Annotated in this window: 9 protein-coding genes and 1 pseudogene; 8 read left to right on the top strand and 2 right to left on the bottom strand. The window is 59.2% G+C overall.

All coding sequences use genetic code 11. The features are described 5' to 3' along the window. Positions 1-38 precede the first annotated feature (38 nt). Positions 39-614, bottom strand: a complete 576-nt coding sequence (efpL, locus tag BLT77_RS11040) for an elongation factor P-like protein EfpL (RefSeq protein WP_090365327.1) — start codon at positions 612-614, stop codon at positions 39-41. Between the two features lie 441 nt (positions 615-1055). On the opposite strand from efpL, the gene BLT77_RS11035 reads away from it, so the two are divergent. The 4 genes from BLT77_RS11035 (at position 1056) to BLT77_RS11020 (ending at position 6522) form a co-directional block, all read left to right on the top strand. Then, a complete protein-coding gene (locus BLT77_RS11035) occupies positions 1056-2651 on the top strand; it encodes an FAD-binding oxidoreductase (protein WP_090365326.1) in 1596 nt (531 codons plus the stop codon). Beyond that, positions 2648-4138: an FAD-dependent oxidoreductase gene (locus BLT77_RS11030; RefSeq protein ID WP_090365325.1), complete on the top strand. Its 1491-nt coding sequence runs from the start codon at positions 2648-2650 to the stop codon at positions 4136-4138. Before BLT77_RS11035 ends, BLT77_RS11030 begins: the two co-directional genes overlap by 4 nt. Continuing rightward, positions 4135-5679 (top strand): FGGY-family carbohydrate kinase, encoded by a 1545-nt coding sequence (locus BLT77_RS11025; RefSeq protein WP_090365324.1) that lies wholly within the window; start codon positions 4135-4137, stop codon positions 5677-5679. Before BLT77_RS11030 ends, BLT77_RS11025 begins: the two co-directional genes overlap by 4 nt. 285 nt (positions 5680-5964) lie before the next feature. After that, positions 5965-6522, top strand: a complete 558-nt coding sequence (locus BLT77_RS11020; protein WP_090365323.1) for a porin family protein — start codon at positions 5965-5967, stop codon at positions 6520-6522. A gap of 104 nt (positions 6523-6626) precedes the next feature. Here BLT77_RS11020 and nhaA read toward each other — a convergent pair. Next, positions 6627-7778 (bottom strand): annotated as a pseudogene (nhaA, locus tag BLT77_RS11015) (Na+/H+ antiporter NhaA); the annotation flags it as partial. Positions 7779-8018: 240 nt separating this feature from the next. Between nhaA and BLT77_RS11010 the strand changes: the two are divergent. The 4 genes from BLT77_RS11010 to BLT77_RS10995 all read left to right on the top strand — a co-directional run bounded on the left by BLT77_RS11010 (position 8019) and on the right by BLT77_RS10995 (position 13223). Next, positions 8019-8501, top strand: coding sequence for an SRPBCC family protein (locus tag BLT77_RS11010; RefSeq protein ID WP_143026616.1), 483 nt, complete (start codon positions 8019-8021; stop codon positions 8499-8501). A gap of 85 nt (positions 8502-8586) precedes the next feature. Continuing rightward, positions 8587-9165 carry a histidine phosphatase family protein gene (locus BLT77_RS11005; protein ID WP_176819287.1) on the top strand — a complete coding sequence of 193 codons (579 nt, stop codon included), beginning with the start codon at positions 8587-8589 and terminating at the stop codon, positions 9163-9165. A gap of 175 nt (positions 9166-9340) precedes the next feature. Beyond that, the gene (gene modD / locus BLT77_RS11000; RefSeq protein WP_090365319.1) at positions 9341-10180 is read left to right on the top strand and encodes a ModD protein; all 840 of its coding nucleotides are present in this window, start codon (positions 9341-9343) and stop codon (positions 10178-10180) included. Positions 10181-10406: 226 nt separating this feature from the next. Then, a complete protein-coding gene (locus BLT77_RS10995; RefSeq protein ID WP_090365318.1) occupies positions 10407-13223 on the top strand; it encodes an FAD-binding and (Fe-S)-binding domain-containing protein in 2817 nt (938 codons plus the stop codon). Positions 13224-13230 lie beyond the last annotated feature (7 nt).

The following is a 13230-nucleotide window of genomic DNA, read 5'->3' as shown; positions in this document are numbered from 1 at the left end:
ACTCGGACTGGCCTTTGTGTGTCGCGATGGCGTCGGTATTACTTGCTGTCGGCGCGGCTCATAAACTTGGACTCGGCGGTGTTCACCCGAATCTTCTCGCCGCTGGCGATGTATTCCGGCACCTGAACCGTCAGCCCGGTAGACAAAATTGCCGGTTTAGTGCGGGCACTGGCCGACGCGCCTTTAATGGACGGATCGGTTTCCACAATCACCAGGTCCACGTGGCTTGGCAGCTCAATGGCCACCGGCACACCGTCGACTGCCAATACCTGAATCCCCTTGGTGTCTTCGGTGATGAACGGCAGCTCTTCGGCAATGGCGTCCTTGTTGAAGTTGTATGGGGTGTAGTCCACGTCATCCATAAACACGTATTCGTCGCCATCGATGTAAGAGAACGACGCGTCATGACGGGTCAGATCCGCCAGGGTGATCATCTCATCGGCCTTAAAGCTCTCATCCGCCTTGGCACCGCTGACCACATCGTACATCCGCATGCGGTACAGGCTGGCGCCCGCTCGGCCACTGGGGGTCAACTTACTGATGTCCTTGACCAGATACACCTTACCGTTATGTTCAATCGCGGCGGATTTTTTAATTTCACTTGCCTTTGGCATGATTAGAGCTTCCTACAATGTACGTTGAGCAGAAAGTACCACGAACTGGAAATTAGACAAGGGGCCACGCTCAGGGACGGCGTATTTTTCGACGCCTGTCCGAAAGAGGTGCAACCAGGCCCGGTCATGGTGATGATGAAAAAATCCGCAATATTGATGATTCCCCGTGCTGGCTAGCTTGGTAGAGTGACTGACGTTGCCTGTTTGTTCCCTACCGGTGCCGCCACTCCGCTTGGAAACGCGGGCAACAACCGCATTTAGGCCGGTGGCTGGCCCACCGGCTCTTTTTTTCCTTGTTGTGACGCCCTCAGCCCCGCAGCCGGACAGCCGCCTTGCCGCCCTGAACCCGACTTCTGTTTTTCAAACACTTGTATAAATCTCAAAAATCCGTTATCTCATAGGGTTATAAACAAAAAATTAACAACACGGACGAGAATTGACATGGAAAAGGTTTGGAATGGTTGGGGCGAAGCCCACAAACAGAAGCCCCTGCCCGCCATCGCACATCAGGTATTGACCCAGCTGCTCGGCAGCGCCACCCCTCTGCCGGAAGCCAGTCTGGAGCAGGCCGCCTCGCGCCTGCCGCCGTCAAGACTGCCGGAGCATGAGTTGTACCACATCGACGCCGAAACCCGGGTCCGCTATGCCCGCGGTCAGAGTCTGCCTGACTGGCTGGCTTTCAAAGCCGGCGAAGTGGGCGTCGCCCCGGATGCAGTGGCCTTTCCGCAAAACCGGGATCAGCTGGAGCAGCTGCTGGCCTTTGCCGGCAAACATAACGCCATTCTGATCCCCTATGGCGGCGGCACCAGCGTCGTCGGCCACATCAATCCCTGCGCCGGTGATCAGGCTGTCATTACCGTCTCCATGGAGCGGATGAATCGGCTGCTGTCCCTGGACACCACCAGCCAGCTTGCCTGGTTCGAAGCCGGCGTGCGCGGCCCCGACCTCGAAGCCCAGCTCAACGCCCGCGGCTATACTCTGGGCCATTTCCCTCAGTCGTTTGAGTGGTCCACCCTCGGTGGCTGGATTGCCAGCCGCAGCTCCGGCCAACAGTCTCTGCATTATGGCCGCATCGAACAGCTGTTCTCCAGTGGCGTGGTCCATACCCCACAAGGGCCTCTGTCCCTGCCCAGCTTTCCCGCCAGCTCTGCCGGCCCAGACTGGCGCGAGATGGTTCTGGGATCCGAAGGGCGACTGGGGATTCTGTCCGAAGCCGAGGTTCGGGTTCAGCCCCTGCCGGAGCAGGAGCGTTTTTACGTCACCTTCTTCCCCAGCTGGCGGGCGGGGCTGGCCGCCATTCGCGAGATTGCCCAACGCAACGTCAGCGCCAGCATGATGCGCCTGAGCCACCCCACCGAAACCAGCACCCATCTGCAATTGGCGCTGCCCCAACCTAAGCTGGGGCGACTGCAGCGACTGTTCCGGCTGCTGGGGCTGGGCGATGAGCCCGCCATGATGACCTGGGGCGTCAGCGGCAGCGGTCGACAAGTGCGCCAATCGCGACGCGCCATCAAAGCCATCGCCCGCCGATATCGGGGCCGGCTGGCCCTCAAGGGGCTGGGAGACCACTGGCGTAAAAACCGCTACTCTGCCCCCTACCTGCGCCAAAGCCTGTGGCAACACGGCTACCTGGTGGACACCTTTGAGACCGCCGCCAACTGGGACAAGGTGCCGGCTCTGCAGGTGCAGATGGAAGCGGCACTGAAACGGGCCGCCGGCGACACGCCACTGCTGTGCTACACCCACCTCAGTCACGTCTATAAACAGGGATGCAGCCTCTACACCACCTATGTGTTCCCGGCGCAGGCGGACTTTCAGGCCAGCCTCGCCACCTGGCAGAAACTCAAGGCCGCCGCCAGCACCGCGGTGGTCGAAGGCGGCGGCACCATCAGCCACCAACACGGCGTAGGCAAGGATCACAGCCCCTACCTGCACCATGAGAAAGATCCACTGACCCAGGCCGGCATTCAGGCGGTGTTTGATCGCTACGATCCTCAAGGCATCATGAATCCCGGCACCCTGATGGAGCGCCTATGAGCAATCTGGCCCAGCGAATACAATCCAGTCTACGTGCCCTGACGGCCGGCAAAACCGACTACGATGTGGTGATCGTCGGCGGCGGCATCAATGGCGCCGCCGTTGCCTGGCTGTCTTGCCTGAACGGGTTTTCCACCCTGCTGCTGGAAGCGGGCGATTTTTCCAGCGGCACCTCCAGTCGCTCCTCCAAGTTGATTCACGGCGGTCTGCGCTACCTGGCCAAAGGGGACTGGCGCCTGACCCGTCAGGCAGCCCAGGCACGGGATCAACTGATGGCCCATCACCCTGAATTGGTGCAGCCGTTGCCATTCTGGTTCCTGCACCAGCCTCAGGGAAACCCCAAGCCCTGGCAGATGCAGATCGCCCTAAAGGTCTACCGCCAGTTTGCCAAAGGCTGCCAACCAGGAAGGATGACGCCCCGGCAACTGCTGTGCGCCACGCCGCAATACCAGCTCGAAGACAGCCTCGGCGCCAGTCGCTACTTTGATGCCATCAGCGATGACTGTGCCTTAATCACCTGGCTACTGGAAGCGGCAGTGGAGAAAGGGTTGGATCTGTGCCACTACACGCCGGTGGAAACGCTGACCCACAACGAACACGGCATCAGCGGCGTGTGCATCACTCTCAATGGTGAGCCACACCCGGTTACCGCAGGCGTGGTGGTCAACTGTGCCGGAGCCTGGTGCTCGGAGCTGACCGCCCTGCCAGACGAACAGGTGATTCGGCCCCTGCGCGGCAGCCATCTGGTGCTGCCCGCCTGGCGCTATCCTTCTCCGGCGGCGCTGACCTTTGAGCACCCGGATGATGGCCGCCCGGTCTATCTCTACCCCTGGCTGGGGTGTTCGGTACTGGGCACCACGGACCTGGATCATACCTCGGCGCTTCGCCGTGATATCGCCATGACCGAGGAGGAGTTTGACTACCTGTGGCGGGCGATGCTGACACTGGATCCCAAGGCGCAGCAGCAGGACATCATCAGCAGTTGGTCCGGCGTGCGCCCGGTAATCGTGCCCAAAGACAACCACAACGCCCCCTCGGACGCCAGTCGTGAACACCTGGTGTGGAGCGAGTCCGGCCTGGTCAACCTGACCGGCGGCAAGCTGACCACCTTCCTCGATACCGCCCAGGAGGTGCTGAGCCAAGCGGCCAACCAATTAAAGCGGCCCCTGCGTAGCGCCGAGTTGCCGCCGATATCGGCGCCGGTTCAACGCGACTGGCCCATCGGCAACTCCACCTACAGCTGGTCGCAACTGGCCCACGCGGCCGAGCAGCAGGGAATCCGTCACCTGGATGATCTGTTACTGAGGCGTACCCGGCTGGGATTGACCCTGGGCCGGGATCTGCTGCGCTATCAGGAGCCGATTCTGGAGTTGTGTCAGCACCACCTGGGCTGGAGTGCCGAACACTGCCACGCCCAATGGCAGCGCTTCTGGGAGATCTGGCACTCGTTTTACAGCCCGCATCCCTTTCGGAGCCCGGCATCATGAGCGACACCCTACTCGCCATCGACAACGGCACCCAGAGTTTGCGGGCTCTGCTGTTTGACCGCCAGGGCCAGGTGCTGCACAAAGCCCAGATTCACTTTTCACCTGCCTACCATACTCCACAAGCCGGCGCCGCCGAGATGGACGCCGAACGGTACTGGCAGGCACTGCTGGATGCCATTGCCCAACTCAAGCAGCAGGGAGCCTGTCTCAGTCAGGTCAAGGCCCTGACGGTCACCGCCCAACGCACATCACTGGTGTTCCTTAACAAGCAGGGCGTACCGCTTCGGCCTGCGGTGTTATGGACGGATCAACGCCAATGCCAGGATCTGCCTCCCCTGCCCTGGCACCAGCGTCCACTGACCTGGCTACCGGTGATCGGCAAAGCGATACAGGGGTTTCGGCAGCGGGCCTTCAGCAACATGCTGGCCCGCTATGAACCCGAGTTGTGGCAGCAGTGCCACAAAGTGGTTCAGATAGGCGGTTACCTCAGTTACCGGCTCACCGGTCACTATCGCGACAGCATCGCCGGCCAGGTGGGCTACCTGCCATTTGACTACAAGCGCCAGCGCTGGGCCTCTGCCCTGAGCTGGCGCTGGCGGGCACTAAGTCTGACCCCTGAGCAGATGCCAGAGCTGGTGGCCCCGGGCCTGCCGCTGGGGAAGATCAGCAACGACATCGCCCTGGCAACCGGCCTGCCGAACGATCTGCCCGTGGTCGCTGCCGGTGGCGACAAGGCCTGTGAAATTCTCGGCAGCGGCGGTCATCAGGAGGGGGTGGCCTGTCTCAGTTTCGGCACCACCGCCACGGTCAACATCGCCAGTCATCGCTACCGCGAAGTGATCTCGCTGATGCCGGCCTACCCGGCAGCGGTGGCGGATCAATATCTGCTGGAGGTGATGCTGTTTCGTGGGTTCTGGATGGTCAGTTGGTTCAAAGAGCAGTTCGGCCAGTTGGAGCAGTTGCTGGCCGAAGAGCAGAATACCGTCGCCGAAGCCCTGCTGGACGACCTGATCACCGCCGTCGAGCCCGGCAGCGATGGGCTGGTGTTGCAACCCTATTGGGGGGCAGGCGTTCGCCAGCCCGGTCCGGAAGCCCGTGGTGCCATCATCGGCTTTGGCGATCAACACACCCGCGCCCATCTGTACCGCGCCATGATTGAGGGGCTGGGGTACGGCTTGAAAGAGGGACTGGAACGGATTCAAAAACGCTCCGGTCAATCTACCCGCTTACTGCGGGTTTCCGGTGGCGGCGCCCAAAGTGACGCCATCTTACAGCTAACGGCGGATCTGTTCGGGCTGCCGGTGGAGCGGGTTCATACCACCGAGACCTCCGGGTTGGGAGCCGCGCTGTGTGCGGCTCGCTACCTGGACTGGTATCCGGATCTGAATCAGGCGCAGGCGAGCATGGTTCGCGTCGGACAGCGCTTTGAACCGGACCCACTGAACCATCAGCGCTACCAGGCCCTGTATCAGCAGGTGTATTTAAAACTGTACTCGCGGCTGCAGCCCCTGTACCAAGCGCTGTCCCGAATCAATCGCTGATACTAGGGTAATGGGGCGCCTCGCCCCATTACCCACAAGACAGTAACAGTATCACAGCGGCACACTGGTGAATTCTTTCAATTTCCACAAGCCAGTTTCTCATTCTTCAATAGAGTCAACCAAGCTCATTAAGCCATTGAATTACAAAGTGTATAACCACCATGAAAATCAATTGCAGGATGAGTTAAGTTTAGGTTCAGCCGGCGCTTACCATTGTTCAGAATCGGTTAAGCCAGATGGCGTATTGTTACAGCCAACAACCTATTCCAACATTGGAGAATAACGATGAAGAAACTGACCCTGTCATTGATTACCGCCGCTCTACTGTCCACTCCGGCCATGGCGGCCAACATCGACTGGTTTGTCGGCGCCGGTGCCGGCTGGCAGCAAGACAGCATCTCCGGTGATGCCAGCAAAGACAGCGATGACGTAACCTGGCAGTTCCGGGGCGGTATGGTCCTTAATGACCACCACCGTTTCAGCGGCAGTTACAGCTATAAAGAAGACACATTCAATGTCGGCGACGAGCGTTTCAAACAGGAGCAAAATATGTTTCTGGCGTCCTACGACTACCTGATTCCAGTTGGTGCATCTGAAAAGATGAACCTGTTTGCCGGGGTCTCTGCCGGACTGGCAGACAACAAACTGGCGGGCAACGCCCATACTAACTTCGTCTGGGGTGGCCAGGTCGGCGCCGAATACCGCTTCACCCAGCACTGGAGCAGCGAAATCGGCTACCGCTACCTGGATCAGGACTACGAGGAGATGGGCAAGAGCGTCAACGGCACCTTTGCCCTGGACGACACCCAGCAACTGTACGTCTCATTCGACTACCGCTTCTAACCCCCCGAGTTATCGACGTTTTCATAACCTCCCTTTATTGGCGCAGTCTGCGGACTGCGCCCTTTTTTTGTTGGCCCGGCTCCAGAGGCCGGGCGGTACGCCCAGCGTAGCAGCAGATAGCCGCCTACGGCCGATATTCCCGAGCCCAGCAGTATGCCAATGCGGGAGATCTCGCTGTAGTTCATCGCCCCCACCTCAAACGCCAGTGACGCAAAAAACATCGCCATGGTAAAGCCGATGCCACAGAGCATGGCCACTCCCGTCAGGGGCAACCAGCCCACCCCTTTAGGCAAGGTTGCCAGTCCCAGGCGCACCGCTACCACGCTGAAACTCAGTACCCCCAAGGGTTTACCCAGACACAGCCCCAGGGCAATGCCCAGGGTCAGAGGGCTGAATACCTCGGGCAATGACAGGTTGGTAAAATCCACCCCTCCATTGGCAAAAGCAAAGATCGGCAGAATCAGATAGGTGCTCCAGTTATGCAGTTCTCGCTCCAAAAATTGGCTCGGCGATACCCCATGACGATCCTTGCCCAGGGGAATGGTAAAGGCCAGCACCACCCCAGCCAGGGTCGCATGAACACCGGAGTTAAGTACCGCCACCCACAACACCATTCCCAACAACATGTAAGGCACCAGCTTCATGACACCACAGCGATTAAGAATCACTAGCGACAAGAAAGCAAACGCCGCCAAGGCCAGGTTTGCGGCCGATAACGGCTCACTGTAGAACAGGGCAATGATCAGTATCGCCAGCAGGTCGTCGATGATCGCCAGCGCCAGCAAGAATACCCGCAGCGACAATGGCACCCGACGGCCAAGCAAGGTCAATACCCCCAGGGCAAAGGCGATGTCTGTCACAGAAGGTATGGCCCAACCCGTCGCGGCCAGAGGGTTGTTGGCGTTGAAAGCCAAAAACAACAATGCCGGAACCACCATGCCACCTATGGCGGCGATCACCGGCAGCACTGCCCTGCGGCCCTTGGACAGGGTTCCCTGCAGCAGTGCCCGCTTTACCTCCAGCCCCACCAGGCTGAAGAAAAACGCCATCAACAGATCATTAATCCACAGTAACATCGGCTTGTGCAGTTTGAGTTCCCCTACCTGCACCGACACCGGCGTACCCAGAAACGCATGGTACAGGTGACTCAGCGATGAGTTAGCCAACAGCATCGCCAGCGCCACCATGGCCAGCAGTAAGATGCCGCCGCTGGCGGAAGGGTTCTGAAAGTCACTGGCCGAACCTTTGCTGCCCATCCCTACTCCTGGTTACCCGTCAGCCGCCGACGCCCCCTCCCATCAGCGGCAACTATTGAAACTCTAGTAAGAATTTCCATGGTTGTTATCAAAATCGGCGCCGGGTTGCAGCGTCATACCCGGCCCCCGCCATCGGCTTCGGTGGCCGAAGACCCGGGTTCAAACTAGGATTAGTCTATAGTTGAACGTTGAGGAGCGATGGGGGAAACCACCATCGCTCCGTCATTGGGAGACACGCTGATGATGAAGTATCAGCATAAAGTGTCGCTGAATGCAGACATCCAAACCGTCTGCCGGCTGTTCAGCGAACACCAAAGCCTGAAGCAATGGCAACCCGAACTGCACGAGGTCACGCCGCTTATCGGCGTTCCCGGCGAACAGGGATCCACCTGCTTTATGGAGTACCGACTGGGGCTGTTTCAGTTTCTGGTGTTAAAGACCATCGTCACCAACCACCCGCCAAAAACGTTCGTCGCCACCTATCAGATCCACAATATCTGGAACCAGAAAAAGAGCCACTTTGTTCGCCTCGACGAGCATCGAACCCGCTGGGTATTGGTCAGTGAATTCCGGTTTAACGGCATCATGAAGTTGGTTGGTTTTTTCTTCCCTCTGCTGTTTCGCTACACCACCAGTCGCTACATGAAGCAGTTTCAGAGTTATATCGACCGCCAGCACTGCGACAGTGCCTCAACGGATCTCTCGAAGCTGAACTCAAAATAATCTCACGCTTTAAGAATCAGGCTTTCGACAACTGCTTTTCGCTGTTGATATACTGACGCCCCCAAAACGTCAAGACCGATTCATCGTGACCCAGTTTTTTCTCATTCGACATGGCGAAACCCAGTGGAACCAACAAGGGCGACTGCAGGGTAGTCAGGACAGCCCCCTTACTGAAACCGGCCTGGCCCAGGCACACTCCCTGGCCCAGGATCTAAGCCAGCACAGATTCGATGCCCTGTATGCCAGCCCGCTGCTTCGGGCACGGCGCACCGCCGAGATAATCAATCAGCATCAACAACTGCCGCTGTCCACCCATCCGGGCCTGAGCGAACGCAGTTTTGGCGATCTTGAGGGTTGTTCCCGGGATGAGCGATCAGAGCTATGGCAGGCCATGGCACTGAGGTTCCAGAAAAACTGCATCGATGTCCCTGGATTTGAACCGGCAGACAGCCTGTCCAAGCGAGCGATGGCGACTCTGGAGCAACTGCATCAACGCCACCCGCAAGCCTGTGTGGCAGTGGTCACCCACGGCGAGTGGCTGAGAGTGGTGGGCAACGCCCTGGCGGGCCAGCCTCCCTGGTCAGACGCCACAAAATTGCAGGGCAATGCCAGCGTGGTGCAGCTTCACTGGCCAGCCCTGTATGCCAGTCCGTCAAAAAATTGAGATCCACGCCGTTGCGACATAAACGCCAACCCCCTAGAATCTCACACCTAAAACATTGACAGAATTGGACTTATCCTATGCCAGCCCGGCAGATAGCGAGGCTGGCAGCCGCGCCTGAGTCCGTCTTCGGCCCACCCTCCTGGGTGCGCCGCCCCATTCCGCCCGGAGTCCTACCATGATCTATTTTTCCGATCAGGAGCTTGACGCCCTGTTGCTCGAAGATGCCCCCAGAGGCGACCTCACCAGCCGAACCCTGAACCTGACCCGGCAGCCGGCCCGGATGCGCTTTAGCCGCAAATCCCCCGGCAGAGTGGCCGGAATCGATGTGGCCATGGCAATGCTCACCAAGCTTGGGCTGTCGCCGGTAGCCCGGACCGGTGACGGTGACGACGTCGACGCCATGACGCCGCTGATCGAGGTACAAGGTCCGGCCAACCTGCTGCACATCGGCTGGAAATCGGTACAGGTGGTGCTGGAGTGGAGTTGCGGCGTCGCTCAATACACCGCCGACATGGTAGCAGCAGTGCAGCGGCACAACCCACAGGCGGTGGTAGCCTGTACCCGTAAGAGCATTCCCGGCACCCGAAAGCTGGCCACCGCCGCGGTGCTGGCCGGCGGCGGCCACATTCACCGGGCCGGTCTGAGTGAATCGGTGCTGGTGTTCAGTAATCACCGCAACCTGCTGGGCGATGACGTCAACGGGATGGTGGCACAACTGAAACGCCAGGCCCCGGAAAACAAGATTGCCGTGGAAGCGGATGACCTGGATGACCTAAAGGCACTGCTGCCTGCCAACCCCGACATCATCCAGTTGGACAAATTCAGCGTCGATGAGGTGTGCCAGGCCCAGCATCTGCTGCGGCAGGCCCGCAGCACCAGTGCCCTGTCCGTGGCCGGAGGAATTAACCGGGACAATGTTGCTGACTACGCCAAGACCGGCATCAACCTGTTCATCACCTCGGCGCCCTATTACGCCGCGCCGCAAGACATCAAGGTGATCATTCAACCAAACTGATCACCGTTAACCCCCTAGCGTAGTCACCCTGCCACCCAGCACATTGCGAGCACAAATACAGCGATCTAAGTCACTTTTCCAAAGCGAATTAAGCCCTTGTTATCCTTTCGCGCTGCACAATGTCATTAGCTTTGAAAATAAGCGACTAAGCTTAAAAACCAAGTCTTAAACGCTGGGAATAACAACCGATACAGCCCGTTCAGGGCTGTTCACCGGAGGCTAAGCAATGAGCATCGACTATCAAACCATCAAGCATGAACTTCAGCGTCAACTGGGGGAGAAAGCGGTCACCGACGACCCGGTACGCCGGTTTGCCTGGTCCACCGACGGCAGTTACTTTCGCATCGTGCCGCAGTTGGTGGTCACTGCCAACAGCATTCAGGATGTGGAGCACACCCTGACGGTGGCCCGCCGGCACCAGGCGCCGATCACCTTCCGGGCCGCCGGAACCAGTCTCTCCGGTCAGGCGGTTGGAGAGGGGATCCTGCTGCGCCTGGGTTACGACGGCTTTCGCGACATCCACATCAGTGATGACCGCAACACCGTCACCCTGGGTGCTGCGGTCATCGGCGCCGATGCCAATGCCCGGCTCAAACCCTTTGATAAGAAGATCGGCCCGGATCCCGCCACCCTGGCCTCATGCATGGTCGGCGGCATCGTCGCCAATAACGCCTCTGGCATGTGCTGCGGTACCACTGAAAACAGCTACAAAACCATTGCCAGCGCCAAACTGATGTTCGCCGACGGCACCTACCTGGATACCGGCGACGAGGCCTCCAAAGCGGCATTTCTGAAACAGTGTCCCCAGTTGATCCAGACCCTGACCGAGATGGCGGAACAGACCAAAGCCAATGAGGTACTGTCCAACCGCATTCGCCACAAATTCGCCATTAAGAACACCACCGGCTACAGCCTCAACGCCCTGGTGGATTTCAGTGATCCCTTTGACATCATCAACCACCTGATCGTTGGCTCCGAGGGCACCTTTGCCTTCGTGGAGGAGGTAACCTACCACACCGTGGTAGAGGCCAGGTTCAAGGCCTCGGCCCTGGCGGTGTTCTACAACATGGTGGACGCCGCCTCGGCGATTCCGCCACTGAAGACCGACGCCGTTGCCGCCGCCGAGTTACTGGATTGGGCCTCCATCAAAGCGGTTACCGGTAAACCGGGTATGCCCGAGTGGCTGTCGGATCTTCCCGAAGGCGCGGCCATTTTGCTGATTGAAAGCCGTGCCAACGATCCGGACACCCTCAACGCCTATACCCAGCAAGCCATCGATGCCATTAAGCACATCGATACCGAACGACCCATCGAGTTCAGTACCGATCCCAGCGTCTACGGCAGATACTGGGCCATGCGCTCCGGTCTGTTCCCCATCATCGGCGGCGAGCGCCCCCGTGGCAGTTCGGTGATCATCGAAGACGTGGCTTTCCAGGTGGAAGATCTGGCGGCGGCGGCGGCGGATCTCAGCGACCTGTTCGACAAACACAACTACCCGGAAGGGGTGATCTACGGCCACGCTCTGGATGGCAACTTCCACTTCATCATCACCCCCCACTTCAAGCGCCAGGAAGACATCGACCAGTTTGACCGCTTCATGCAGGACGTCGCCAAACTGGTCATCGATAAATACGACGGCTCGATGAAGGCGGAGCACGGTACCGGCCGGGCGGTGGCCCCCTTTGTCGAGATGGAGTGGGGTGTGGCCGCCTACGACCTGATGAAAAAGCTCAAGGCCGCCTTCGACCCCACCGGGCTGCTGAACCCGGGCGTAATCCTCAATGAGGATGCGGAGATTCACGTCAAGGCGATCAAGCAGGCGGCGGTCGTCGATGACTGGGTGGACCGCTGCATCGAGTGTGGTTTCTGCGAAAAAACCTGCCCCACCTCGGAACTGAATATGTCGCCTCGGCACCGCATCACCACCCTGCGGGAGATTCACCGTTTGGAACAGAGCGGCGATCACCAGGGGGCTGAAACCATGCGCGCCCAGGCCCAATATGACGTCATCGATACCTGTACCGCCTGTCAGTTATGTACCATCGCCTGCCCGGTGGACAACAACATGGGCATGCTGGTGAGAGAGTTACGCGGTCCGCAAATCGACAATACCGCGCAGAAAGTACTGGATTTCCAGGCCAAGCATTTCGGCGCCGTCAACCAGGTACTGTCCACCGGCTTCGAGGTACTGCACGGCATCCACAAACTGACCGGCAGCACCGTCACCGGCAAGATCATGGATCTGGGCCGCAAGATCAGCTCGGAAGTGCCCTACTGGGATCCCAGCTTTCCCCGTGGCAGCAACCTGCCAAAGCCAACCCCGGCGGACGGCAGCGACAAGCCCACCGTAGTCTATTTCGCGGCCTGTGGCGGGCGCACCTTTGGCGCCACACCGGAAGATCCGGACAGCACCACCCTGCCGGATGTGATGACCATCCTGCTGGAACGGGCCGGCTACCAGGTGATCATTCCCAACAACACCCGCTCCCTGTGTTGCGGCCAGATGTGGGAGTCCAAAGGCGACTACAAGAATGCCGATGCCAAGCGCACCGAGATGCTCACCGCCCTCAAGGAGATGACCGACAACGGTCGCCACCCGGTAATCATCGATGCCCTCTCCTGCACCAAACGGACTCTGGCCGACAGTGACATCGACTTTACCCTGCTGGATGCGGTGGACTTTATCCACGACCACATCATGGACAAACTGCCGCCGGTGAAGAAAAAGACCAGCGTGGCCCTGCATGTAGGCTGTACCGCCACCCACATGGGCGCCGGCACCAAGATGGAGACCATCGTCAACCGCTACAGCGATGAGATTGTTCGCCCCGATGGCATCTATTGTTGCGGTTTTGCCGGTGAGAAGGGGCTGTATAAGCCGGAGATCAACAAGAGTGCCCTGCGCCACCTCAAGGCCAAACTGCCGTCACAGATCAGTGAGGGCTACTACGCCAACCGGATGTGTGAAATGGGCCTGACCCGCCAAAGTGGCATCTCCTATCGCCACCTGGCCTACCTGGTGGAGGAGTGCACCCGCACCTAACCCCGGC

This window comes from Ferrimonas sediminum, from assembly GCF_900100175.1.
Taxonomy (GTDB): Bacteria; Pseudomonadota; Gammaproteobacteria; order Enterobacterales; family Shewanellaceae; genus Ferrimonas; species Ferrimonas sediminum.
Note: the sequence above shows the minus strand (reverse complement) of the source record. Positions and strands in the feature narration are given on the sequence as shown.